The 25,464-nt window shown below is 71.9% G+C and carries 21 protein-coding genes; 12 read left to right on the top strand and 9 right to left on the bottom strand.

Annotated elements, in window-relative coordinates:
- The first annotated feature begins 69 nt into the window (after positions 1–69).
- From WH85_RS46780 to WH85_RS07605, 4 genes are all read left to right on the top strand, one after another.
- Positions 70–531 (top strand): DUF4937 domain-containing protein, encoded by a 462-nt coding sequence (locus WH85_RS46780; protein ID WP_052720232.1) that lies wholly within the window; start codon positions 70–72, stop codon positions 529–531.
- 52 nt (positions 532–583) lie between these two features.
- A complete protein-coding gene (locus WH85_RS07615; protein ID WP_157410874.1) occupies positions 584–1,864 on the top strand; it encodes a hypothetical protein in 1,281 nt (426 codons plus the stop codon).
- Between the two features lie 170 nt (positions 1,865–2,034).
- Positions 2,035–5,064 (top strand): S8 family peptidase, encoded by a 3,030-nt coding sequence (locus WH85_RS07610; RefSeq protein ID WP_157410873.1) that lies wholly within the window; start codon positions 2,035–2,037, stop codon positions 5,062–5,064.
- 95 nt (positions 5,065–5,159) lie between these two features.
- On the top strand, positions 5,160–5,702 hold the full coding sequence (locus tag WH85_RS07605) for an Atu4866 domain-containing protein (RefSeq protein ID WP_052720230.1): 543 nt from the start codon (positions 5,160–5,162) through the stop codon (positions 5,700–5,702).
- Here WH85_RS07605 and WH85_RS07600 read toward each other — a convergent pair.
- The 3 genes from WH85_RS07600 to WH85_RS07590 all read right to left on the bottom strand — a co-directional run bounded on the left by WH85_RS07600 (position 5,681) and on the right by WH85_RS07590 (position 7,928).
- Positions 5,681–5,995, bottom strand: a complete 315-nt coding sequence (locus WH85_RS07600) for a hypothetical protein (RefSeq protein WP_045741012.1) — start codon at positions 5,993–5,995, stop codon at positions 5,681–5,683. The genes WH85_RS07605 and WH85_RS07600 overlap by 22 nt on opposite strands.
- Before the next feature lie 496 nt (positions 5,996–6,491).
- Positions 6,492–7,145 (bottom strand): SDR family oxidoreductase, encoded by a 654-nt coding sequence (locus tag WH85_RS07595; protein WP_045741011.1) that lies wholly within the window; start codon positions 7,143–7,145, stop codon positions 6,492–6,494.
- Positions 7,146–7,169: 24 nt separating this feature from the next.
- Positions 7,170–7,928 carry a TetR/AcrR family transcriptional regulator gene (locus WH85_RS07590; RefSeq protein WP_045741010.1) on the bottom strand — a complete coding sequence of 253 codons (759 nt, stop codon included), beginning with the start codon at positions 7,926–7,928 and terminating at the stop codon, positions 7,170–7,172.
- A 78-nt stretch (positions 7,929–8,006) separates the two neighbouring features.
- Here WH85_RS07590 and WH85_RS07585 point away from each other — a divergent pair, with 78 nt between their 5' ends.
- The 3 genes from WH85_RS07585 (at position 8,007) to WH85_RS07575 (ending at position 11,245) form a co-directional block, all read left to right on the top strand.
- Positions 8,007–8,915, top strand: coding sequence for an ATP-binding cassette domain-containing protein (locus tag WH85_RS07585; protein ID WP_281179046.1), 909 nt, complete (start codon positions 8,007–8,009; stop codon positions 8,913–8,915).
- Complete coding sequence (locus WH85_RS07580; RefSeq protein WP_045741008.1) at positions 8,912–9,691, top strand: ABC transporter permease; 780 nt, start codon at positions 8,912–8,914, stop codon at positions 9,689–9,691. Before WH85_RS07585 ends, WH85_RS07580 begins: the two co-directional genes overlap by 4 nt.
- A gap of 420 nt (positions 9,692–10,111) precedes the next feature.
- Entirely contained in the window at positions 10,112–11,245 is a 1,134-nt protein-coding gene (locus tag WH85_RS07575; protein ID WP_045741007.1) for an alpha/beta hydrolase, read from the top strand.
- Here the strand turns inward: WH85_RS07575 and WH85_RS07570 are convergent.
- From WH85_RS07570 to WH85_RS07555, 4 genes are all read right to left on the bottom strand, one after another.
- On the bottom strand, positions 11,199–12,380 hold the full coding sequence (locus WH85_RS07570) for a hypothetical protein (protein ID WP_157410872.1): 1,182 nt from the start codon (positions 12,378–12,380) through the stop codon (positions 11,199–11,201). The genes WH85_RS07575 and WH85_RS07570 overlap by 47 nt on opposite strands.
- Before the next feature lie 11 nt (positions 12,381–12,391).
- Complete coding sequence (locus WH85_RS07565) at positions 12,392–12,796, bottom strand: SgcJ/EcaC family oxidoreductase (protein ID WP_045741161.1); 405 nt, start codon at positions 12,794–12,796, stop codon at positions 12,392–12,394.
- Between the two features lie 110 nt (positions 12,797–12,906).
- Complete coding sequence (locus WH85_RS07560) at positions 12,907–13,797, bottom strand: helix-turn-helix domain-containing protein (protein WP_045741005.1); 891 nt, start codon at positions 13,795–13,797, stop codon at positions 12,907–12,909.
- A 9-nt stretch (positions 13,798–13,806) separates the two neighbouring features.
- A complete protein-coding gene (locus WH85_RS07555) occupies positions 13,807–15,219 on the bottom strand; it encodes an NAD(P)/FAD-dependent oxidoreductase (protein WP_045741004.1) in 1,413 nt (470 codons plus the stop codon).
- 79 nt (positions 15,220–15,298) lie between these two features.
- On the opposite strand from WH85_RS07555, the gene WH85_RS07550 reads away from it, so the two are divergent.
- The 5 genes from WH85_RS07550 to WH85_RS07525 all read left to right on the top strand — a co-directional run bounded on the left by WH85_RS07550 (position 15,299) and on the right by WH85_RS07525 (position 21,506).
- On the top strand, positions 15,299–16,006 hold the full coding sequence (locus tag WH85_RS07550) for a TetR/AcrR family transcriptional regulator (protein ID WP_045741003.1): 708 nt from the start codon (positions 15,299–15,301) through the stop codon (positions 16,004–16,006).
- Positions 15,984–16,283, top strand: coding sequence for a DUF1905 domain-containing protein (locus tag WH85_RS07545; protein ID WP_045741002.1), 300 nt, complete (start codon positions 15,984–15,986; stop codon positions 16,281–16,283). Before WH85_RS07550 ends, WH85_RS07545 begins: the two co-directional genes overlap by 23 nt.
- 70 nt (positions 16,284–16,353) lie before the next feature.
- Positions 16,354–19,296 (top strand): PAS domain S-box protein, encoded by a 2,943-nt coding sequence (locus WH85_RS46775; protein WP_052720228.1) that lies wholly within the window; start codon positions 16,354–16,356, stop codon positions 19,294–19,296.
- Between the two features lie 129 nt (positions 19,297–19,425).
- Positions 19,426–21,069, top strand: a complete 1,644-nt coding sequence (locus WH85_RS07530; RefSeq protein WP_157410871.1) for a PP2C family protein-serine/threonine phosphatase — start codon at positions 19,426–19,428, stop codon at positions 21,067–21,069.
- Positions 21,066–21,506: a response regulator gene (locus tag WH85_RS07525; RefSeq protein WP_045741001.1), complete on the top strand. Its 441-nt coding sequence runs from the start codon at positions 21,066–21,068 to the stop codon at positions 21,504–21,506. Before WH85_RS07530 ends, WH85_RS07525 begins: the two co-directional genes overlap by 4 nt.
- On the opposite strand, the gene WH85_RS07520 is transcribed toward WH85_RS07525, so the two are convergent.
- Positions 21,443–23,629: an ATP-binding protein gene (locus tag WH85_RS07520; protein ID WP_045741000.1), complete on the bottom strand. Its 2,187-nt coding sequence runs from the start codon at positions 23,627–23,629 to the stop codon at positions 21,443–21,445. The genes WH85_RS07525 and WH85_RS07520 overlap by 64 nt on opposite strands.
- Positions 23,630–23,637: 8 nt before the next feature.
- Positions 23,638–24,945, bottom strand: a complete 1,308-nt coding sequence (locus tag WH85_RS07515; RefSeq protein WP_063775471.1) for an MFS transporter — start codon at positions 24,943–24,945, stop codon at positions 23,638–23,640.
- Positions 24,946–25,464 lie beyond the last annotated feature (519 nt).

Below are 25,464 nucleotides of genomic sequence, written 5' to 3'. Positions count from 1 at the left end.
CACCGCAACCCACCACAGTGGTCGACGGTGTGGTGAGATCGTTCTTTCACCACGCCGTGGGGGTGTCGTTTGCTGGTCAAATGGTTCCGGTGCCGGGTCGTCGACATGACGGCCTTCAACGCCGGCCAGCGCCGGTGGTCGGCCGTGCAGGACGTCCCCGGTTTCGTCTCCCAGGTCGGCGGGCGCAGCCTGCGCTACCCGGGCCTGGTCCACATCCTGGCCTGCTGGGACGGCGAGACCGTCTACCGCGACTTCATGCGCGGCGGCCACGACACGCTCGCCGACGCCCAGGCCGGCACCTACCGTGACGTGCACTCCCGCCTGTTCGCCCTGCGCGGCGGCATCCCCGACCCGTCCGCCGCGCACGCCTTCGCGGTGTCCGCGGGAAGCACGCTGGAGGTGACCTTCCTGCCGTCGGTGCTCTCCGCCCCCGACGACCCGGCCGCCGACCTCGTGGAGATCGACCCCGACTGGACGGTGATCGCCCCGTTCGAGCCGGTGTCCGAGATCCGATCCGGCTCCGGCCGATGATTCACCCGATACGGAGCTTATTGCCGGCGAATTTCGCGTCTAATCTCGGCGCATGCCCGGGACGTTGCCAGTCGGCCCCCTCGAGACGATGACGATCGCCGGAACCCCGGCGCCCTCCTATGTGATCCCGTTCGACAAGAACGGCGCCTCACTCGCGCCGCTCACCGAGAACGGACTGATCGCCGCGGCCGGGAATGCCACCGACGTCTACGTCTTCGCGCACGGCTGGAACAACGACTGGGCCACCGCCCTCGCCTTCTACCGCGATTTCATGACCGTCTACAGCCGCGTCGCGACCCGGGCCGCCGCCACCCGGTCCGATGCGAAACCACTGTTCGCCGGGGTGTTCTGGCCCAGCATCGTGATGCCGGAGAGCACCGGGCCGCAACTTGCCGCCCTGGGCGATGTGGGGGACACCCAGACACTGGCCGAGGATCTGCTCGATCCCGGCGACCGCCAGGAATTCTATGCGCTGGCGCAGCGTCCCGGCCTCGACGTGTTGCAGGCACGACGATTCGCCGCGCTCCTGCGGCCCCTTTACCGGAACCCGGACACCGACCTGGACGACGATTCCGGGAAACCGGGTGTCGACGACATTCTTGCGCTGTGGACGATTCTCGCCGAAAGCGAAGCCGGGCCGGACCGCGCCGGCCAGGGCGGGCCTGTTGCCGCAGGCCTGCCCGCCTTCCTCGATCCGCGCACCATCGTCCGGCTGGCGACCGTGCTGCTGATGAAGGACCGGGCCGGGGTGGTGGGCGCGCACGGCGTGCACCGTCTGCTCACCGGGTTGCTGCAGCGGACCTCGGCGCGGGTCCATCTGCTGGGTCACTCGTACGGCTGCCGGGTCGCCCTGTCCGCGGTGTGTGGCGCCCCGCTGCCCCGCCCGGTCCGGTCGTTGCTGCTGCTGCAGCCCGCCCTGTCCTACCTGGCGTTCGCCGGGAAGGTGCCGGAGTCCGGGCGTCCCGGCGGTTACCGCCCGGCGTTGTCGCGCACCGAGCTGCCCGTCATGGTCACCTGGACCCGCCGTGACCTGCCGTTGCGGCGGCTGTTCCAGTTCGCGGTGCGGCGCGCCTCCGACGTCGGCGACCAGAACATCGGCTTGTCCGGCCTGGACGAGCCGTCGAGTCGTTTCGCCGCGATGGGCGGCTGGGGGCCGCATCCGGCCCCGGACGTGGCGAACCAGCTGATCCGCCGTCCCGCCGACGGCCGCTACGACCTCGGGCCGGGCAGTCCGCGGGTGATCGCCCTGGAGAGCGACGCGGTGATCGGCGGGCACAGCGACATCCGGCAGGACGCCACGGCCTGGATCCTGCACAACCTGGTGACGGCCTGACCTTTCCGCCGGACGCCGGCGCGTGAGCATCCGGAAAGTACGCGTAAACAGCGCATTCGGTTACCAGTTGATGTCCGGCCGTTACGGGGTCACGACGGCTCTCCCCTGAAGATCGATGTTCCTCATAGCGTTCGCCCCCGGGAGTGGTGGGCGAGCGAGAGGAAACACGAGTGCGACGATCGATAGCGGTGCCGGCGGTGCTGCTCATGATGGCCGCGGCCGGGCTGACCGTACTACCGGGTGCCTCGGCCGCGGAACAGGCGGGGCCGGCCGTCGCGCGGTACCTGGTGCAACTGTCCGGGGAACCGCTGGCCACCTACGACGGCGGGGTGCCGGGGATTCCCGCCACCCGGCCGGGCGAGGGCGCCAGGCTCGACGGGCGGACCGCGGCGGCCGGCGAATACCGGGCCTACCTGGGGGAGCAGCGGGCGACGGTGTTGCGGGCGTCCGGGGTCACCGCGGGCGCCACCATGGACACCGCGTTCAACGGGTTCGCCGCCGAGCTGACCGCGGCGGACGTGAGCCGGCTGCGCGCCACCGATGGGGTCGCCGCCGTGCTGCCGGACCGGCGGGTCACCATCCACACCTCCAACACGTCGTCCTATCTGGGGCTCTCCGGGCGTACCGGATTGTGGAAGACCGGGAAGAACACCGGTGAGGGTGTCGTCATCGGGGTGATCGACACCGGGTACTGGCCGGAGAGCCCCAGTTTCGCCGCGCTGCCCGAACCCCGGCCGGACCGCAGGATCATCGACGCGAAGTGGCACGGAGTCTGCGACTTCGGTGACGAGAAGCCGCTGTGCAACAACAAGGTGATCGGCGCCCGCTGGTACGACAACGACGGCATGGGCGACCTCTACGACGGGGAGTTCCATTCCCCGCGGGACAGCAACGGGCACGGCACCCACACCGCGAGCACCGCCGCGGGCCTCAGTGGGGTGCCCGCGAAGCTCGACGGACTGGACCTGGGCCGGATCACCGGGATGGCACCGGGCGCGCGGCTCGCGATCTACAAGGCGCTCTGGTCCGACGGGGCCGGTGGCGCCTACGGCAGCGGCGCCGACCTGGTGAACGCGATCGACGACGCGGTGTCCGACGGCGTGGACGTGATCAACTATTCGGTGGGTGACGGCAGCGAGGTCTTCAACGCGATCGACGAGGCGTTCTTCAACGCCGCGGCGGCCGGTGTCTTCGTCTCGGCCAGCGCGGGCAACTCCGGGCCGGACGACAGTACGGTCGACAACACCCTGCCGTGGGTGACCACGGTGGCCGCGACCGAACAGGACCACCGCTTCCTCAAGAACATCACGCTCGGCAACGGCATGAAGCTGTCCGGCGTGGGGCTGGGCGCGGGCACGAAACGGGTGTCGCTGATCGACGCCGCCGATGCGGTCGCTGACGACGCGGACGGTGGGACGCGGCTGGACGCGCCTTACTGCCTGCCGGACCGCCTCGACCCGGCCAAGGTCAGGGGTAGGGTCGTGCTCTGCGCGCGCGGTGACAACGGCCGCGTGGCCAAGGGCGAGGTGCTCGCCGCCCTCGGCGCCGCCGGGATGATCCTCTACCAGCCGGTGTGGGACCCGAACGGATTGATGGCCGACCGGCACGTGCTGCCCGCCGTGCACGTCGACGTCGACACGGGAACGGCGCTTCGCGCGTACGCGAAAGAAGAGAACCCGACGGTGACCCTGGGCACCGGCCGGTGGACCGCGGTGACCTGGCCCGCCGTGGGCGGCTTCTCCTCCGCCGGGCCGTCCCTGCTGACCGGCGCCGACCTGCTCAAACCCGACCTGGCCGCGCCGGGGGTGGACGTGGTGGCCGCGGTGTCCCCGGCCGAGAGCGGTGACACCGTCGCGTTGATGTCCGGCACCTCGATGGCGGCGCCGCACATCGCCGGCATCGCCGCCCTGGTCCGGAGCGCGCACCCGGGCTGGACCCCCGACATGGTCAAGTCGGCGTTGATGACGTCGGCGAGCGCTGTCACCAACCGCGGCGGCACGATCCAGAAGGCGGGCGAGGACGCGAACGCGCTCGACTACGGTGCCGGCGAGGTCCGTCCTTCCGGTGCGCTCGACCCGGGCCTGGTGTTCGGCAACGACGCCGGCGACTGGATGGACTTCCTGTGCGGCGTCGCCGCCGACCCGGCCGGCCACGTCGGACTCGACGGCCTGGCCGCCTGCGAGGGGCACGCCACGATCGCCGCGGCCGACCTCAACTATCCGTCGGTGTCGTTCGGGACCATGCTCGGCACCCGGACCACCACCCGCACGGTCACCAACGTCGGGAGGAAGACCAGCCGGTACACCGTGGACATCGACGCGCCGGACGGCTATCGCGTGACTGTCAACCCGAAGACCCTGACGATCAGGCCGGGGGCGAGCGCCACCGTCACGATCACGGTGAGTCATGCCGGCGGTGCCTTCGACACCTGGGTCGAAGGCGGCCTGACCTGGCGGGACACTCAAGGCCACCGGGTTCGGATTCCCTTGATGGTGCGTAACACCGAGATCGAGGCACCCTACGACGTGAACACGACCGCCACCTCCGGTACGCAGACGGTCAGTGTGCGGGCCGGCTGGCAGGGCACCCTGGTCGCGAAGGCGTCCGGGCTGACCGCGGGCACGACCGCCGCCGGGACGATCGTGGGCGACAGCAGCGACCACGTCTGGGACGAGACCGACCTCGCCAACCTGCCGAGCCCGCTGCCCGGGTCGATGCTGACGGCCCCGATCCATGTGCCGGACGGTTCCGCCGGCTCCCAGGTCCGGATCGCCGCGCAGTACGGCGACTGCCTGGCCCCGGCCGCGGAGCAGGCGACGCCGTGCGGTTACTACCTGCCCTGGTTCTTCGAGGCCACCACCGGTGAACGGGTCGGTGTGGGCGCCTTCAGCCGGGACGGCACGGCGATGTTCGACCTGCCGGACGGTGGCGGCGACTACGTGATGGTCATCGACCAGCATCAACTGCGGGACGGGGCGGGCCAGGACTTCACCTGGACGGTCTACACACCGGGTGCCCCGGGTACCGGCTCCGGGACGCTGAGCGTCAGCCCGGACCGGGTCGCCCTGGCCGCCGGATCCACGGTCGACCTGACCGTGACCTGGGCGGACGCCGAGCCGGGCCGCCGTCACCAAGGGGTGATCGAGGTCGGCGACGGGACGACCGTCCACCGTCGGATCCGGGTCAACGTGCTCGGCTGAGGCAGGCGGCGTCAGCCGGGGAGTGATCCGCCCTGGCTGACGCCGCCGGTTCGGCGCAGGGTGGGTGGTGTCGCACGAACCATCGGGAGTACGCCGTGAGCACACTGTTCGCCAACACCACCATCTACACGCCGCAGCCGGTCCGCGGCGATCTGCTGGTCGGCGGGACGAGGATCGTCGCCGTCGGACCGGACCTGGACGGCCGAGGTGCCAAGACCGTGGACGGCACCGGCCGGAGCGTCGTGCCGCTCACCGGTCCGCTCACACCGGGCAGCCCGGCCACGTTCGCCCTGGTCCCGGCGATCAGCGGGCCGTTCGAACGCTCCCTCTGGTGGCCGTCTCCGGAGATCACCGTCTTCGACGAGGGCGAACGGGTGACGTCGTTCCTGCCCGGCCCGCCGCCGTCGGACTCGCCGCTGCTCGGCACCTGGATCGACGCCACCGGGTTCATCCACCAGCACCTGACCGCCGACGGCCGGTACGACGAGACCCGGGGCGGGCGGCCGCACGCGTACCAGGGAAGCTTCTGGATGGTCGGCGACCACATCGTGTACCGCGACGACCTGGGTTTCTGGGCCTACGGGCGGTTCGACGGCGAGACGCTGCACCATGCCGGTTACACGTTCGCCCGGAAGTAGTCGAGGCCGTCCTGCCAGCGCCGGCGCCGTTCGTCCAGGGTCTGCTCCCACCACGGGGTGCCGCGTTCGCCGAGGGCCACCTTCGCGATCTGCACCCGGGCGCGGGCGGGTGCCGGGTCCTGCCCGGACCGGGTGGCGGCCCCGACGTCCCGGCGTGCGGCCATCAGCGCCTTTCGCAGGGTGGCGGCCGCTTCTTCTCCGATCTCCGGGTCGGTGGCCCGCCAGCGGCGGCCGGACACGACGATGAAGTGCCCGTCCGGGGTGTGTTCCGGGGGTGTCCGTGTCACCGGCATCGCGCGCACCCTCTCCACCGTCCGACTGCTCCGGGGCGGGGATACCCCCGGTGCCGGCGTTCATGCCGGTGCGGGGTCGTGGGCTGCGGAAACAGGGCGGACTGAGGAGTCCGCCACGCGGATCCCGTGACGGACCGATGGGTCCGGCGCTCTGCGGAGGGGACCGATCAGTCCAGCGAAGGGGACCGGTCGGTCCCGCGGAGGGACCGGTCAGTCCGCGTTGCCGACGTCGTCGGTGATGCCGTCAGCGTCGACTGGAATCGATCTCTGACGGAGGGCGGGCGGTGGATCGCGGCGAGAAGACACCGGGAGCGAAGCCGGCCGGCGACGGGAGGACGAAGGCCGAGACTCCGAGACACCGGGCCGGGGCGTCGCCGCTGCCGTCCCGCGGGCCCGGAGAATCCCACAGCGCATTGACACACCCCCGATCCCGAAAACCGATGAGTCGATGATATCCCCAGCTCAACGGTCTTGTGGGGTGCTTAGCCGAGCCCCGTCACGGCGTGGAGCGGACCGCCTCGGCGATCGGGGTGGCGCCGTTGTTGAACGCGATGGCCTGACGGGCGGTGGCCGGATCGCCGAGCACGTTGGCGATGACGGCGGCGACATCGGCGCGGCTCACGGATCCGGCGGTGGCACCCTGGCTGGCGGTCTCGATGCGGCCGGTGGCCGGGTCGTCGGTGAGGCGGCTCGGGCGCAGGATCGTCCAGTCCAGCGAGGTCGCCTCCAGGTAGGTGTCGGCGGTGGCTTTCGCGTCCGCGTACGCGAAGAAGGCATTCTCGGGGTCCACGCCGTGCTCCGGACCGGCGCCGAAGTAGGAGACCATCACGAAGCGCTGGATCTTCGCCTCGGTGGCGGCGTCCATCGCGCGGATCGCGGCGTCCCGGTCGACGGCGTAGGTGCGGGCCGGGTTGCCGCCGCCGGCCCCCGCCGACCAGACGATCGCGTCATGCCCGGCGAGCAGCTCGGCGAGATCGTCCACGCCGAGGTGCTCGACGTCGGCGACCGTGGCGGTCGCACCGGTCGCGCCCACCTCCGCCTGGTGGTCCGGGTTGCGGATGACCGCGGTCACCTGGTGTCCGGCCTCGACGAGCAGCGGGTGCAGCAGCAAGGCCACCTTTCCGTGCCCGCCCACCACAAGAATCCTCATTGCCGCCACGTTACCCGGAAAGTCCTATCCTGCGGTGCTTGTGGCGAGCATTGCCTCGACGCCGTCGAGTATCCGGTCCAGACCGAATCGGAAGGTGCGATCAGGATCGGCCACCGCGTTGTACTCCTGTCCGGCTGCGGTGCCGACCCGGCCGGAGATCGGGTAGCGGCCCTCGGGCATCACCCGCTCGAGGACGGGCGCGTTGGCCGCCCACCACTGCGCGTCGGAGATGCCGGACGTCTCGGCGGTGCGCCGGGCGTCGATCGACATCCGTGCCGCGCCCGCGGTGAACGCCGCGATCGTGGTGACGATCTGGTCCATCGCGATGTCGCTGAGGCCGGCGCCCTCGACGGCGGCGAGCTGCCATTCGTAGCGGTCCGAGATGTTCGGCCCGATCCACGGCCGGCTGTCGCCGATCTGCAGCAGCCACGGGTGGCGGTGGAACTCGTCCCAGAGTTGCCGGGCGACGCCGGTCAGGCGTTCCCGGACGTCGCCTGAGTGCGGGGTCAGCTCCGGCTCGCCCATCACCTCGTCGACCATCAGGCCGATCAGTTCGCCGCGACCGGGCACGTAGGTGTAGATCGACATCAGCTTGAGCCCGAGGCGTTCGGCGACTTTGCGCATGGAGAACGCGGGCAGGCCCTCCTCGTCGGCGACCGCGATCGCCGCCCGGATCACCTCGTCGACGCTGACCCGCTGTTTCGGTCCGCGCCGGCCCTGCGGTGTGCCCAGGGTGCGGCGCCAGAGCAGTTCCAGCGTCCGGTCGGTGTCCGTTCTCTCCACGTGCAGATCTTACCCCGTTGGGTGTACGGTGTTCCGCGCAGCCATTTTCCGTGAGGTATACGGAGTTTAGGAGTCGCGGTGCACACCTTGATTGCCCAGGGACTACGGAAGAGGTACGGCGACCTGCACGCCCTCGACGGCTTCGACCTGACCGTGGACGCCGGCGTGATCCACGGACTCCTCGGTCCCAACGGGGCCGGCAAGACCACCGCCGTCAAGGCGCTGGCCACCCTGATCGACGTCGACGAGGGGGCCGCCACCGTCGCCGGCCACGACGTGCGCACCCGGTCCGCCCAGGTCCGCCGCCAGATCGGCCTGATCGGCCAGCACGCCGCGGTCGACGAGATCCTCGGCGGCCGGCAGAACCTGGTGATGTTCGGCCGGCTCTACGGCCTCGCCAAGACGGCGGCCCGCGCCCGCGCCGACGAACTGCTGGACACTTTCGGACTGCTGGACGCTGCGGACCGCGCGGTCTCCACGTACAGCGGAGGAATGCGCCGCCGCCTGGACATCGCGGCCGGACTGATCCTGACGCCGGCCGTGCTCTTTCTCGACGAGCCGACGACGGGGCTCGACCCGCGCGCCCGCAACGAGGTCTGGCGCACCATCCGGGAGACCGCCGCCCGCGGCACTACCGTGCTGCTGACGACGCAGTACCTGGATGAGGCCGACCAGCTTGCCGCCGAGATCTCGGTGATGAACCACGGCAGAATCATCGCCACGGGTGCGCCGGACGACCTGAAACGCCGGATCGGCGGGGACCGGGTGATCGTCACCGTGCCACCGCGGGACTCCCTGCCGGCGGTGGCCGCGAAGTTGTCCTGCACCGTTGATGAGGACACCCGGACGGTGACCGTCGAAGCGCCCCTGCGAACGGTCGTCCGGGCACTCGACGAGCTGGGCGTGGAGCCGGACGACCTGGTGCTGCGGCGTCCCACCCTCGACGAGGTGTTCCTGACCCTGACCGAGAAGGAGCAGATCCGTTGACCACCCTGCGGGCCGGCTGGATCATCACGCAACGCGACCTCGCCCATTGGGTACGCCAACCGTGGGGCCCGATCTTCGGACTGCTGTTCTCGATCATGCTGTTGTTGGTGTTCGGTTTCCTCTTCGGCGGGGCGATCCAGGTCCCCGGAGGCGGGGACTACATCGCGTTCCTGCTGCCCGGGATGCTGGCGCTGAGCATGATGTTCGGCGTCGAGGCGACCGCCACGGCGATGGGTGCGGACGCGCGCAAAGGCATCACCGACCGCTTCCGGTCCATGCCGATCGGCAACGCGGCGGTGGCGCTGGGCCGGGTCGGCGCGGACATGACGACCTCGGCGGCGGAGCTGTCCGTGCTGCTGGCGGGTGGTCTGCTGATCGGCTGGCGGATCACGTCGGACCCGGGGCCGGCGGCGCTGGCCGTACTCCTGCTGCTGCTCCTGCGGTTTGCGGTGCTCTGGATCGGCATCTTCCTCGGGCTGACGTTCCGCGGTGACGGGGCGACCGCGGCGGTGCAGGTTCTGGTCTGGCCCATCGGTTTCCTGTCCACGGCGATAGTGTCGGCGGAGACGATGCCCGGCTGGCTGGGCGCGCTGGCCTCCTGGAACCCGCTGTCCGCGACCGCGACGGCCACCCGCGACCTGTTCGGCAACCCGAGCGGCGTGACCGGCGGCATCCTGGCCGACCACGCGCTCCTGATGGCGTTCCTCTGGCCGCTGGTGATCACCGCTGTCTTCATGCCCCTGTCCGCCCGCGCCTACCGCCGCCTCCGAACCTGATCCCCGTCTCCGACCGAAAGCCTCGCCTTCCGTTCCCCGTCGCGGGTCGGGGTGGCCGTCACCCGGAGCGTTGATCGGGTGCGCTGGCCTGCCGCTTCGGGTAGGTCCCCGTTCCCCATCGCGGTTTCGGGTACGCCCGCGACCGCGGCGTCCAGATCCGTGTCCCCCCGACCCGTCGTTCCGGGACGCCGTCGTGGACGGCGCGAACGCCGTGATCATGCTGGATCGCGAGCAGCTCAACGGGCGCGGCCTGCGGCCGGTTTCAAGGACGAGGCGATGGCGCGGCACCTGGACGTCACCACCCGCACGAGTCGCCGGAGGACGTGCGGCTCTACACCGTCAAGAGCGGGGGATAGCACTACCGGGTCAGGGGAGTCTGCACCCCTGACCCGGCGGGGCCGGGCCGGAACAGTGAACGGCATGAGCCTCAAGACACTGGGAGCCGCGATCGTCGGCGCCGTCCTGCTGACCGGGCCGATCCACGCGGTCGCCTCGGCCAGCACGCGCGGCGCCCTGATCGATGTCGCGCCGGTGGCCGCCATGGACACCGCGCAGGTGAAGCAATACCTGACCGCTTTCGGACTCGACACCGCGGCGGTTCGCTACGGCGTGGACGCGAAGCGGATCCTCTACCGGACGGTCGACCCGGACGGCGAGCCGATCGAGGCGAGCGCGCTCGTCGTCCTGCCCCGCAGCGGGGACCGGGCGCCGCGCCAGGTGACCTGGTTGCACGGGACGACGGCCTACCGAGGTTCGGTCGCCTCGGTCGCCGACGGCAACGACCGGGCGGCGGCACTGTTCTTCGCCACGGCCGGGTTCCTGACCACCGCCCCGGACTATCTCGGTCTGGGTGCCGGGCCGGGATTTCATCCGTACGCGCACACGCCGTCCACCGTCACCGCCGCGGTCGACGCGCTGCGGGCCGCCCGGCAGCTGGCCGTCCGGTCCGGTCTGCGCCCCGATCCGCGGGTCGGAGTGACCGGGCATTCGCAGGGCGGTCTCGCGGCGATGGCCCTCGGCGCTGAGCTGCAACGCCGCGGCGACCTGGGCGGGCTGGCCCCGATCGCCGGGCCGATGCGGCCGAGTGTGCTGGTGGCGGACGCGCTGGACGGGCGGATCGCGAACGGGGTGGCCTATCTGGCGTACTGGACGGTGGCCTGGAACCGCCTCTACCACTGGTACGACGCGCCGGCCGAGGTGTTCCGGGACCCGTCGGTGCCGGAGCTGTTCGACGGCGAGCACCCGCACGAGGAGATCTTCGTGAACCTGCCGGGGACGGTGGGGGAGCTGTTCACCCCGGCCTGGCTCGAGCGCCTGCGGCAGCCGGTTCCGGAGCTGCTCGCCGCCGACCGGTACTGCGACTGGCGTCCGGGCGTACCCGTGACGCTCTATGCCGCCTCCGGGGACCGGGACGTGCCGATCGCTAACTCGGCGTGGTGCCGGGACCGTCTCGGCGGGGCGGCTCGGCTGATCGATCTCGGACCGGAGACCGATCATGCGGAGACTCCTAGGCTCGCCCTGCCCAGGATCCTCGCCACCTTCGCCCGAGGATGACGACGACCGGTGTGAGCAGCAGCAGGAGGACGAAGACCCGGCGCGGCGACAGGTGGAGCCCGGCGAGAGGCGACCAGCCCCGCAGCAGCACGTCGGCCGGCTCCAGGGCCTGGGCGGACGCCCGGATCAGCACGGTACGGTCGCCGTCCGGCAGCAGGCGCACCAGGTTCGTCGAGGTCACCGGTGCCAGATCGACCTCCCCGTCTCGCCAGGGGGAGGCGGGGGAGCCGGTGAGGTATTCGACCAGGACCGGGTCGTCGGTGTCCCGCCACCAGCCGACGGCCCGCACCGCGTAGGCGCCGTCCACCCGGTGGGCCGGGCCGGTCGCCCGGCCGGTGTCGATCGCGACGGCCTGCACGGTCCAGCCCGCCGCGGACCCGGTGGGGGACAGAACCAGTAGGCCGCGGCCGTCCGGGGTCCAGGCGCCTCGTCCGGCCAGCCTGCTCCCGGCCGGGATCGGCACCTCACCGGCAGGGGCGCCGTCGAGGCCGACGATCCGGATCCGGTCGCCGTCCTGGACGGCGATCCGGGTGCTGTCCGGGGAGAACGCGACCGCCCACCCCCGGGCCGGCCAGCGGCCCCACGCGACGGCGGTGATCTCGTGCCGCCGTTCCTTCGTGTCGACGATCTGCAGCGTCCGGGCCGGCCGGTCCACCGCGGTGGCGTCGAGGTTCGTCAGGACGGCCAGGTGCCGGCCGTCCGGCGACCAGGCCTGCGGTGCGTACGACAGATCGTCGTCCGGTCCCTCGGCGCCGACGTCGGCGGGGTTGTCGCTGATGTCCTGGGAATAGTAACTCTGCGTCATATGCGTGCCGTCCGGGGACAGTACGGTGTCGATGCCGGCCGTCCCGTATCCCCACACCGAGCGGTTCGTGTCACCTGCCGGACCGGCCAGTCCGAGATACTGGCCGTGTGCCGTGGTGCGCCAGGTGTCGTCCGAGGTCACGACGGTCGTCCGGCCGGCCGCCGGGCGCTTCGGGTCCTTCCAGTCGGCCGGCGGCAGGGACCCGGGGACGGCGAGGACGGCCGGCGCGTCGAGCGTCGCACCGGCCGCCGCGGCATCGCCAACCGGCGTCGATCCGCCCAGCCCGCCGCAGGTCAACAGGCAGATGATCATGAACACGGGTCTGCGCATGCCGAGGGATCCTAGAGCGTCTCCAGGGCCGCCATCGCCTGCAGGGTCAGCAGCCGGGCGTTCTCCAGCGCGACCACCTCCCAGCGGTCCGCCCGCCACAGCACCACGAACAGCTGCATGGAGAACCGCGTCGCCGGCGGCTCCTGCTCGCCCGGCATCAGGATGCCGACCCGGCTGTGGACCACGCCGACGCCCGGGCTCACCTCCTCGGCGACCACCACCTCGCCCTTGACCAGCTGCGAACCCTTCATCGCCGTGCCCAGCAGCACCTTGTGCTGCTCCACCGCCTCGGTGCGGCTGCGGTAGACGGTCCCCTCCAGTTCGGCGAAGACGACGTCCTCCGCGAAGTCGGCGAAGAAGCCCTCGACATCCCCCCGGTTCCAGGCCTCGTACATGCGCAGCGGGATGGTGCTCATCGACGCGACGTTCTGTTCCACTGTTCTGCCCTCTCGATGTCTCCTGAGGTTCCGATCCTCGCCGGGCCGAGAGGGAGAAGCCGTGACGATCCGTGCCAACCGGCTGGACATCAGCGCCCGGATGTCAGGGTCGAGGGGTTGTAGCCGTACGTCGCCGTGAACAGCCGGCTGAAGTGGGCCGGGTCGGCGAAACCCCACCGGGCCGCCACCGCCGCGACGCCGTGCCCGGCGGCCAGGTCGGCGCGGCACCGTTCCAGCCGGCGCCGGCGGATCAGGGCCGCCACGGTCAGCGGTTCGCCCTCGAAGAGCCGGTGCAGGCGGCGCAGCGAGATGTGGTGCGCGGCGGCGACCGCCGCCGGGCAGAGGCCCCGGTCACTGAGACGGGCCTCGACGAAACCGGTGATCCGGTTGCGCAGGACGTCGTCGGGGGCCGGCCGGACGTCGCGCAGCGGGGCGGCCAGGGCGACGGCGATCAGCGCGATCACGGCATCGGCGGACCGGGCCGCCTCGTCGTCGCGGAACCCCGTCACCGAGCGGGCCATGTCCCGGGCGAGGGCGCCTACCAGGGCCGCCGGACCGTGATCGCCGCGGATGCGTACCCCGGCGAGACGATCGACGTCCGCTGCGGCGAGCCGCAGCGTGGTCCGCGGCACCATCATCGTCACGCTCGTGGTGTCGGTGGTGGCGAAACTGACCGGGCGGGCCGGGTCGAGCAGCATCAGATCGCCCGGCCCGAGTACCGCCGTGCCGTTGGAATGCTCGGCCCGGACGTAGCCGCGGGTCACCAGCTCGAGCTGCCACATGCCGGCGTCGGCGTCCCGGGCGGACCGCGCGGTCCGGAAGCACTCGCCCTCCGGGGTGACGAGTTCGGCGAGCCGCAGCGGCCCGAGGTCGCGGACCACGATCCCGGCCCGGAACCCGTCCCCGGCGTGGCGCTTGCCGATCAGCGGTGGCAGCCCGCTGCGGGAGAGCTCGTCGAGGAAGGCGTCGGCACCACTCATACCGCCACTTTAGGAGTCGAAGGAGAAGCCGAAGAGGCTGGCGGTTCGCAGGAGAAGCCCGTCACGGCCGCTGCGGTCGGCGCGGGCTATCGCCCGGCGGATGACCTGGACCGCCGGGTACGCGAGCGGCTCCGGCGGGATCCGCAGCGGCCGGCGGGTGGCCATCCGCAGCCGGGCCCGCGGGGTGTCCGCGCCGGCCAGCAGGTCCAGCATCACGGTGCCGGCGAACCGGGTCGCCGCCACACCGAGACCGGTGAAACCGCTGCTGTACGCGACCTTCCCGCCCATCGCCACGCCCTGGAACGCGGCCAGCTGCGTCGACATGTCGATCATGCCGCCCCAGCTGTGGGTGAAACGGACGTCGCCGAGTTGCGGGAAGGTGCGCAGGAAGTGGTCGGCGAGACGGGCGAAGGTCTCCGGGCGCTGGTCGAACTCGGGCCGGACGCCGCCGCCACGGTGGTAGACGGCGTCGTACCCGCCCCAGAGGATCCGGTTGTCGGCGGTCTTGCGGTAGTAGTGGAACTGCCGGGACCAGTCGGAGATGCCGAACCCGCCGTGCCAGCCGATGTCGTCGATCTGGGCTTCGGTGAGCGGTTCGGTCATCAGGACGTAGTCGTAGATCGGCAGGGTCAGCATCCGGTTGCGCCGCAGCAACGACGGGAAGCCGTTGGTGGCCAGCACGACCTGCCGGGCCCGGACGGTGCCCATCCCGGTGGTGGCACGGACCGCACCGCCCTCGTCGGCGAGCCGGGTCACCGGGGTGTGCTCGAAGACGCGGACGCCCAGCCGCAGGCAGGCCGCCCGGAGTCCCCAGGCCAGTTTGGCCGGGTGGACCAGGGCCGCGCCGGTCTCCCGGAACGCGCCGGCGCGGTACAGCGGGGAGCGGACCAGCCCGGCCAGTTCGTCCCGGTCTAGGAAACGCCCGGGTGCCGCGCGCAGGTCGGCGATCTGGTGGTGTTCGGTGGCGACGTCCAGCGCGCCGCCCTCGTGGAACTCGGCGTCGATCCCGTGCCGGTCGAGCGCGGTCCGGAACTCGGTGAAGTTCTCCTCGGCCAGGGCTTCGAGGACGGCCAGGTCGACGGCGAAGTTGCGCAGCCCGTTCTCCGGTCCGTGCGTGAGGCTGGCCTCGACGAATCCGCCGTTGCGCCCGCTCGCCGCCCAGCCGATCTCGTTGCTCTCGACCAGGACCACGTCGCGCCCGGGATCGTTCTCCTTGGCCTGCAGGGCGCTCCACAGACCGCAGTAGCCGCCGCCGATGATCAGCAGGTCCGCGTCGGTGCCGCCGATCAGGGCGGGTTGCGGGGCGGGACGGCCGGGGTCCTCGAGCCAGAACGGTGTGCGGGCCGCGCCGGCGAGTGCCGTGCGGATCCGCGACTCCTCGGTCCTGATGTCGAGGTCGTAGGCCGGTCTGTCCGCCTGCATGCTGATCCTCCCTGGTCAGAGCCCCAGGAAACCGTCCGGCTATTCTTATGTCAATGCGTTGACATAAGGAGCCGATCAGATGGCGACCTCACGACCCACCGGAAACCGGGTACGCCGGCGGCCGACGCGCAGCGGCGTGGTCCTCGAACCGGACATGATCATCGATGCGGCGCTGCGGCTGATCGAGGCGCCCGGCGGCAACGCGCTCACCGTCCGGCGTCTCGGTGTCGAACTCGGAGCCGACCCCAGCACGGTCTACCGCTACTTCCGGGATCTCGACGCCCTGCTCATCGCGATCGCAGATAGATTGATCAGTGACTCGATGGCCGGTTTTGAACCCGGGGAGGACTGGGCGGAGTCGCTGCGCGAGATGGGTGAACGGGTGCACGCCTCGATGCTCGCCCACCCGCGGCTGGCCCCGCTGCGGGCCAGCCGGTTCACCGCCGGACCGAACGAGATGCGCGCCGACGACATCGGCATCGGCCTGCTGCTCCGGGCCGGGTTCCCGGCCGGCGAGGCGGTCCGGCACTGGAGCGACTACATCGACGCGGTGCTGGCCCTGGCCGCGATGGACGCCGCCGAGACGACCCCGCGGCAGGAGCAGTCCGACGTCGAGGCGCTCACCCGGGCGTACGCATCGGTGTCCGAAAATGATTATCCCAACCTGGCAGCGGTACGGGACGAGCTGGCGCAGGTCACGAAGTCGGCGTTCCCGGGCGTGATGGCCAAGATGATCGATGCGTTGCGGGCCCTAAGCTTGTCCGGTGCGCGTGGACTTCGAGGCTGAGTTGTGGTTGTGGGAGTCCCGGAGCGACAGCTGGACGTTCGTCTCGCTGCCGGCCGACGAGTCCGAGGAGATCAAGGAGCTGGTCGGCGGTCTGCGCCGCGGCTTCGGCTCCGTCCGGGTCCGGGTGACGATCGGCGCCACCACCTGGCGCACCTCGATCTTCCCGGACGCGAAACGCGGCGCCTACGTCCTGCCCGTCAAACGCGACGTGCGCCGGTCCGAGGCGCTCGGCGTCGGCGACCGGGCCGCGGTGACCGTCGAGCTGATCGACATCTGACCAGTGCTTGACCCGGCGCTCCGGCTGCCGATCAGCCCCGAAACGGGGGCGACCGGGGGAGCTGGTTCCAGTGGGCGGCAACGAACGGGCCAGGCTGGCCGAGCTGCACGAGTACGGACTCCTGGACCTGCCGGCCGGTGACGAGTTGGAGGCGCTGGTCCGGCTGGCGGCGGCCGCGGTCGGTGTCCCGTACGGCACCCTGAACCTGATCGACGAGAACCGGCAGTGCCAGCTGACCACGGTGGGTTTCGACGGTGGGGACTCGGCCCGGTCCGACTCGATGTGCGCGGTCCACTTCCAGGACGGCGAGCCGGTGTGTCTGGCCGACGCCCGCGAGCACCCCGGGTACGCCACCAACCCCTGGGTGACCGGCATCCTGGGCGACGTCCGGTTCTACCTCTCCGTCCCGTTGGTCACCCCGGGTGGGCACGCGCTCGGCACCCTCTGCCTGTTCGACACCGAGCCGGGCGAGGCCGGCGCCGAGCGGGTGGCCCGCGCGGTGGACGCGGCCGGGGTGGTGGTCGCCCAGTTCGAGCGCCGCCGCCAGGCCCGGATCAACGCGGAACTGGCCGCGGAGGCCGACCGGCAGCGGGAACGGTTCGCCGTGGCGGTCCGGGAGCTGGAGGTCCGGGCCGAGTTCATCGGCGCGGTGCTGGAGACGATCGACGTCGGCATCGTGGCGGCGGACCGGACCGGCCACCTGACCCTGTTCAACCGGGCGTCGCGGGACTTCCACGGGCTGGACGCCGATCCGGAGCTGCACCCGGACCTGCACGCCCAGCGGTACGGCCTGTTCCACGCCGACGGCGTCACCCCGCTCGGCCCGGCGGACGTGCCGCTGGCCCGGGCTCTGCACGACGGCAAGGTCACCGACGCCGAGATGGTGATCGCCCCCGAGCACGGTCCGGCGATCCGGGTGCTGGTGTCCGGCCGGGCCCTGGTCGGCTCGGACGGCGGGGTGCTGGGCGCCGTGGTGGTGCAACGCGACATCACCCGGGAGCGGCAGGTGCAGACCGCGGTGCAGGCGGCGCAGCAGCGCGAGACGGAACGCCTCCGCGCGACGATCACGGCGCAGCGGGAGCTGACCGCGGCGGCGACCGACCGGGAGCGCGTGGTGCGGCTGGTGGTGGACCGGACGGCCGCGGCGCTGCCGGGCAGTACCGAGGTCATCGTCTCGCTGCTCGACGACGACGGTGTGCTGCGGGTGGCCGCGGCGACGCCGGAGGTGACGTTCCTGGTCGGCCGGGAACTGGACCCGGGCACGTCGCTGACCGGCACCGCGATGTCCACCGGCGTCACCCGCCGCTGCGGGGACGTCGAGGCCGAGCCGGGCGCCGACCGGGACACCTGCCGGGCGATCGGGATCGCCGCGCTGATGGTCGCGCCGCTGTTCGCCGGCGGGTCGGTGATCGGTGCGGTGACCGTCGGCGCGGACCACCGGCACGCGTTCGACGAGAACGACGAGCAGCAGCTCACCCTGCTCGCCGATGCGTGCAGCGGGGCCCTGCGGCACGCCGGTGACGCCGACCGGCAGGCGCAGCTGATGGCCCAGATCGCCGAACGGGCCCAGCTGCTCGACCTCACCCAGGACGCGGTGATCGTGCGATCCCTCCAGGGCCGGATCCAGTACTGGAATCCGGCCGCGGAACGGGTCTACGGCTGGTCGGCGCAGGTCGCGGCGGGCCACGACGTGGACCGTCTGCTGGCCACCACCTGGCTGGGCGGCGCCGACCGGGAGAGCGTCACCGGCATCCTGCTGGAGCAGGGCGAGTGGGAAGGCGAACTGGAGCACCGGCGGGCGGACGGCCGGAGGGTGACCATTCTCAGCCGTCAGGCGCTGCAACGGGACGCGGCGGGACGTCCGGCCGGGGTGCTCTCCATCAACACCGACATCTCCGCCCGGCGGACGGCCGAGCTGGCGCTGTCCGCCAGTGAGGAGCGGTTCCGGTCGCAGTTCACGTACTCGACGGTGGGCCAGATGATCCGCGGCCTGGACGACACGATCGAGGACGTCAACCCGGCGTTCGCGGCGATGCTCGGGTACGCCCGGGAGCAGCTGATCGGCACGACAGCCGACCGGGTGTACGACCCGGCCGTCAGCGAGTCCCGGCACGCCGCGCTGGCCGCCATGTTCGCCGGGGAGAGCGACGCGGTCAGCGCGGAGGGCCATCTGGTCCGGGCCGACGGCACGCTGCTCGACGTGCACATGAACATCTCCGCGGTACGCGACTCGGGCGGCCAGCCGGAGCGGTTCATCGGCGTGTACCAGGACATCACCGACCGGCGGACGGCCGAGGCCGAGCGGGACGCCGCGATGGGTTCGCTGGCCGCCAAGAACGCCCAGCTGGAGGAGGCCAACCAGCTCAAGCTGGACCTGATCGGGATGCTCGGGCACGAGATCGGCAACCCGCTGTGCGCGATCATCGGCAACACCGAGACCGCCCTGGACAACTGGGACGACCTGCCACCGGCCCGGCAGCGCCGGCTGGTCGAGGTGGTCGACCGCAACGCGCACCGCCTGGACGCCATCGTGCGGGAGGTGCTCGCGCTGGTGGCCCTGGACGCCGGGAAGCTGACCGCGCACCCGGAGCCGACCCCGGTCCGGGAGCGGTTGCTCGCCGCCGTCGCGGCGAGCGGGGACGAGCCGGTGCTCTCCGGCGCGGACGGGGTGGCGGCGCTGGTGCAGCCGGGCCACCTGGATCAGATCATCACCAATCTGCTGTCCAACGCCGCCAAGTACGGCGGTGGGGCGACCGCCGTCGACGTGCGCCGGGACGGCCGGACGGTGCTGATCGGTGTGACGGACGAGGGGGCCGGGGTACCGGAGGGGTTCCGGCCGCAGCTGTTCGAGCGGTTCGCCCGTAGCGGGGCGACCGCGGGCCGGGTGAGGGGGACGGGACTGGGCCTGTACATCGTGCGGGAGCTGGCCCGGGCGAACCGTGGTGATGTCACGTACCGGCCACGGCCGGGCGGCGGTTCGGTCTTCACCCTTGCTCTTCCGGCTGTCCCCTGAGGGAAAAGGTCCTGCTCAGTGCCGGTTTGGTGTTCGTTACAATGAAGGGTCCGGGTTTGTTGCTGTAGTGCAAGCATCTCGGGGATACTGCACCCGGGTGACAGGAGGACGACGACGGTGGAGGCCGCGGTGGAGTGGGCAGCACGGCTGCATCACCTGTGGCGTTCGGTCACCTCGATCACGGTTCGTGACGAGCTGGCCGCCCTGGTCCTACCGCCCCTGCAGGCGCTGCCCGGAGTGGTCGCCGTCTGGGGGCTGCGGCACGGCCCCGGCCTCACCGTCATCGAGCACCGGTGGTCCGGCCACGAGCCGGACCCCGCCCAGATCGAGGTGTCCCGGGCCCTGTCCGCCGATGCCGGCGAACAACCCCGGGTGATCCCACTCGACGGCACCCCGCTCGCGGGCGTGGCCGACCAGGCCGTGGTGTCCCGCTTCGACGTCGCCGGTGACCCCGCCGGCACCTTCCTCGTGCTGACCGCACCGGGCGCCGACACCGGCCGGATCACCACCTGCCTCGCCCAGGTCGTCGAGGTCACCCGCGAGGCGGTCCGCGCCATCGTGGTACGCCGTGGCGAACAGCTCCAGCAGACCCGCGACGCCCTGCTCGCCGAGGCGTCCCTGCAGATGGACGCGGTCCTCGACACCGCCCAGACGATGCGCCGGGTGCCCCGGATGGCGGTGCCGGCCATCGCCGAGGGCTGCCTGGTCTACGTGGTCGAGGACGGCAAGCCGGTGATGCGCAGCGCCGTGCACGTCGACATGCGCCGCCTCTCCGCCCTGCTCGGCGACCCGGCCGTCGCCGACCGGCTGATCGCGCTGGCCGACCGGACGATCCGCGGCGGCGGAACCGAACCCGGTGACGCCGAGGCCCTCGACGCGCGGATCGTCGAACCGCAGGTCCTGCGTACCCGAGGGCGGGTGATCGGGGTCCTGATCTTCGTCTTCGACCGGGCCGACAGCCAGGTTCCACCGGCGTCCTTCCTGCGCGACCTGGCGTCGCGGGCCGCGCTCGCGATCGACAACAGCACGCTCTACGAGGAGCGCCGCCGCGAGGTGGTGACCATGCAGCAGCACCTGCTGCCGACCCGCCTGCCGGTGATCCCCGGTCTGCGGATCGCCGCCTCCTACACCGTCGGCGACCAGATCCTCGAGGTCGGCGGCGACTTCTACGACGTCGTCACCGCCGGGAACGGCGCCGCCGCGGCAGTGATCGGCGACGTCTGCGGCCGGGGCGTCGACGCCGCCGCGCTCACCGGGATGGCCCGGCACACCCTGGCCGCGCTGCTGCAGGAGGACGCCCCGCCGGTCCGGGCCATGCACCGGCTCAACACCCGGCTGCGCCTCGACGGCTCGTGGCGGTTCGTCACCGCCGGCGTCGCCCTGCTGCGCCCCGGACCGGACGGCGTCGCGGTGGACTGGACCTCCGCCGGCCACCCCGCGCCGGTGGTGATGCGCCGCGGCGGCCCGGCCGAACGCGGCACCGGCGGGGGCGTGCCGCTCGGGGTGCTCGCCGAGCCGCGGACCGGCCGGTCCCGCGTGCTGCTCGGTCCCGGGGATACGCTGGTGATCTTCACGGACGGGTTGACCGAGAGCCGGGACGCCGACGGCTGCATGTTCGAGGAGCAGGCGCTCGGGGAAACCCTCGAGCGTCTCCGGGACGCCCCGGTGGAGAACCTGGTCGACGAACTCAGCCGAGCCTCGGCCGCGTTCGGCGGCACCCTCCCCGACGACGTCGCGGTGCTGGCGATACGCGCGGGGGAGCAACCGGAGTGAACGACGATCTGATCTTCGTGGTGGAGGACACCGACGAGGACGTGGAAGCCATCGACCGGGCGATCAGCCGGTCCCACCCCGACGTGCAGGTGGAGTTCTTCCGCTCCGGCACGGAGGTCCAGCCCCGCCTCGCCGACGGCACCCCGCACCCGCGCCTGCTGCTGCTCGACCTGAACATGCCGGGCGAGAGCGGCCTGGACGTGGTCCGCTGGATCCGGGCCCGCCGCGACCTCGACGGCCTCACCGTCGTGGTGTTCACCTCGTCGGAGGACCAGGCCGAAGCGGACGCCTGCTACGCGGCCGGCGCCGACTCGTACATCTACAAGCCGCTCAACTTCGCCCTGTTCCAGAGCGTGCTGGCGCAGACCCTGAACTACTGGGGGAAGGTCGCCCGCACGGTCGTGCCGCCACCCGGGGACTCCTCCGCCCACACCTGACCGCCGTGCCGCTCCACGATGCGGCGCACGATCGCCAGGCCCGCGCCCGACCCCGGCGCCGCCGCCGGGTGCAGCCTGCGGAACAACTGGAACGCCTGCTCCCGCAGGTGCGGTGGCATGCCGATGCCGTTGTCGCGTACGAAGAACGAAGCCTCATCGACGCCCACCGCAACCGTGCGGCGACCCTCCGGCCGGGCGTACTTCGCGGCGTTGACCAAAAGATTAACCAGCACCTGGTCGAACAGCACCGGATCGGCCACCACCACCGTCCCCGGCTCCGGCAGCACCACCTCGACGTCGTGCTCACCCAGCCGCGGCCCGGCCACCTCCAGGGCACCGGCCACCGCCGCCCGCAACTCCACCGGCTGCCGGTGCAGGTCGGTACGCCCGATCCGCGAGTAGTACAACAACGCGTTGAGCAGCTCGTCCATCCGGGTGGCCAGCCGCTGGATCGACTCCAGCCGCCGCACGGTCACCGAATCCATCCCGTCCGCCGCGTCCTCGGCGATGAACGTGGCCGTGTTCGCGATCCCGCGCAACGGCTCCTTCAGATCGTGGGCGGCCGCGTGCGCGAACGAATCCAGATCGACGTTGCTGCGGCTCAACTCGACGTTGAGCGCGGACAACTGCCGGGCATGCGCCAAGGCGATCCCGGTCAGCGCCCGCCCCAACTCCACCGCCATCGCCAGGTCGGTCGCCGACCACGGCCTGCAACGTCCCCGGGTCGACGCCAGGAACACCGCCGTCGACCCGCGCGGAGTCAGCCGCCGCCCGTGCGGGCCCAGCGACACCGGCTCGGCCGGGTCGGTGGCCCAGCGCCGGGACACGGTGCGCTCACGGCGTACCCACACCACGCAGTCCCCGTCCACGCCGGTAGGCAGCACCAGCACCCCCTTGACCGGGTGGCCGGCGAGGTCCGGCAGGTCCTCGCCGAGCCGGTCGCTGTGCCACACCGCACCGGCCGCCGGAACCGGCAGACGCTCCAGCAGACCCGGCAGATCCGGCAGGTCGCCGTGCGCCACCACCGTGCCGGCGATCCGCACCACCACCCCGTCGCAGTCGATCACCCCGGCGAGCCCGGCCGGGTCCGCCGGCCACGGGCCGAAACCCTCCATCAGCCGGGCGATGGCGGTCCGCGACTGCTCCCGGGCGGCGGTCTCGTCGCGTTCCCGCAACGCCGCCAGGTGCAGCGACAGGGCCACACCGAAGAACTCACACGCCGCCCGGACCTGCGGATTCAAGGTGTTCGGCGTGGTGCCGTGACAGGCGATCAGCCCCCACAGCCGGCCGCCGGACAGCAGCGACACCGACATCGACGACGTCACCCCGATGTTGCGAAGATATTCCAGGTGGAACGGGGACACCGTCCGCAACACCGACATCGACAGATCCAGCGGCGGATCGGCCGGCGGCACCAGCCGGGCCGTCGGATCGTCCACGTCGGCGATCACCCGGATCCAGTTCCGCTCGTACAGGCGGCGGGCCTGCGGCGGGATGTCGGTCGCCGGGAACCACAGGCCCAGCCACGGCTCCGCGCCCTCGGCCACATCCTCGGCGATCACCTCACCGGGCCCCTCGAGAGACTCGAAGCGGTAGGCGACCACCCGGTCGTACCCGGTCAGCGCCCGGACCTCGGTCACCGCGGCCCGGCAGGCCGCCACCACCGTCGTGGCCTGCTGCAACCGCATCAGCGCCTGCCGCACCAGGGAGTAGAACGCCGGGAACTCGGCCGCTGGGCTCCCCGGCTCGAACTCCAGCACCAGCATCCCGTCGGACCGGAACACCGTCGCGTCGAACCGGCGGCCCGCGATCTCCACCGGCATCATCGCGGTCTGCCCGGTGTCCGCCTCGGCCAGCCCGGTCAACGCGGCCACCTGGGCGCTGCCGAGCAGCCGCTCGACCGGTGTGCCGAGCAGCCCCGGGAAACCGAGCACCGCCCCGGCGTTCTCGCTGACCACCGCGATCACACCGTCGCGGGCGGCGACCAGCGCCCCGTACGACTGCACGCCACCGAGCCGGTGGATCGGCTCCCGCACGCAGGCGGTCAGGTCGAAGGCCGCCCCGACCTCACGTTCGGCGGCCGCTTCCCGCTCGTACAGCCAGCCCGGCACACGATCATCCACGCCGCACCCTAACCCGTGCCGCCGGCCAGCCCGAGCGTGGCCGCGCCTCGCTCCAGCCGGCCGCCGTCCCGCGGGGTCGGTGGCCGCGGTGGCGTGGGGCCGGCGGTGACGGTGCGCTCGGCGCTGTCCGGGTCGTCGGGATCCCACCGCACCCCCTTGCCCGGGTAGGCGACCGCGACGAAGTACACCGCCCCGCAGATCGTCAACGCGGCGGTCAGCCCGGCGGCCAGCAGAGCGGCGCCGGCGATGCCGCCGACGGGGATGCCCGCCCACGCGTACGCCGTGATCAACGTCCGCACCCGCCCGCGCAACCCGGGCGGGATCCGCTCGAACTGCACCGCCTCGATGATCGGGTTGGCCGCCCCCGACCCCAGACCGGCGATGGCGAACACCAGCAGCACCTGCTCCGGCGGCAGATCCAGGGCGAGCGCGACGAACCGCGACACCCCGGCCACCAGGAACCCGGTGAGGTACACGGCCCGCCGGTTCAGCCGGTCCCCGATCCCGGCGGTGATCAGCGCGGTCAGCACGGCGGCCGCCGCGAACACCCCGATCGCCAGCCCCGCGTAGGCCGGACTGTGCCCCCGGCTGTGCGCCCACACCGGCAGCAGAATCGTCAGGAACGCCTGGTCCAGAAAGTTCGTGATCACGAACATCACGGTCAGGGCCCGCAACGACCGCTCCTGGTGCAGGTGCGCGGCACCCTGCCGCAGCCGCTGGAAATAGTTGCCGTCCGACTCCGGCGGCGCCGGATCGGTGCGGATCATCGAAGAGATCAGCGAGGCGGAGGCGAGCAGCGCCGCGGTCAGCCACAGCGTGTGCGGCGCCCCGTAGGAGGCGATCAGCAGCCCCGCCAGCGCCGGGCCACCCGCGGTGGCGGCCCGTTCGACCGCGGTGGCCAGCCCGGTCCCGCGTTCCAGCGGTTGTCCGGCTGCTGCCGTGGCCGTCGGCAGCAGGATCGACTTCGCGGCGTTGGCGGGCCCGTCGGCCGAACCGACGATCGCCATCACCACCATCAACATCCACATCGGGGCGCTACCGGCCGCGGCGAGCAACACCATGGCCACCGCGGAGATCATGTCCCCGGCGATGGCCACCCGGCGCGGCCCGATCCGGTCCATCAGCGGACCGGTCGCGATCTGCATCCCCACGTACGGCAGGGTCTGGCAGAGCGCGACCAGGCCGGTCTGCGCGGGGCTGCCGGTGCTGGTCAGCACCAGCCAGGGCACCGCGATGAGCAGCATCCGGGCAGCGCTGAGCGCGCACGCCTGTGCGCCGAGCACGGCGACGAGCGCGCTGCTGGACCGGGTCACCACCCGCCGGTCCCGAGAGAGGCGGTCGGTAGCAGTCTGGTGATATCACGACTACACATCCGACTCATCATCTTCGATTTTCCCGTACGGGTGACACGGGATCACCCGACCGTGTTCCTTGTTGCTGGTAGGAGCCCTGAATTTTGTTAAAATGTCGCCGCGGCGAGATCATTTGCGTTCTATTTCTTGTACGAGCCACACCTTCCTCGGCAATCGGGCCGTCCCGTCGTGGCCCGGTCGCCTGCTCCCGCCCCACGCGCCCACGTGCCGCGGCGTCCGCCCGCTCAACTTTTCGTGTGCGGGAGGCGACGGCACCCCATCCCGTGATCGGGTGCCGTCACCCTCTCAAGTGGGTAGCCAGCCGTCCCCAGCCCCATGATCGGGGTCCTTTGCCGCCCGGCGTTTCCGCTGCGGCAGGTGGCCGCACCCGCTCCCGTGATCGGGCGCGTTCGCTGTCTCGTGGTGGGGCGGTAGCACCCGCTCCCGTGATCGGGCGCGTTCGCTGTCTCGTGGTGGGGCGGT

It is taken from the genome of Actinoplanes rectilineatus, assembly GCF_000962825.1.
In the GTDB taxonomy this organism is placed as follows: Bacteria; Actinomycetota; Actinomycetes; order Mycobacteriales; family Micromonosporaceae; genus Actinoplanes; species Actinoplanes rectilineatus.
The sequence above is the reverse complement of the archived record's forward strand: the minus strand, read 5'-3'. Positions and strand labels throughout refer to the sequence as shown.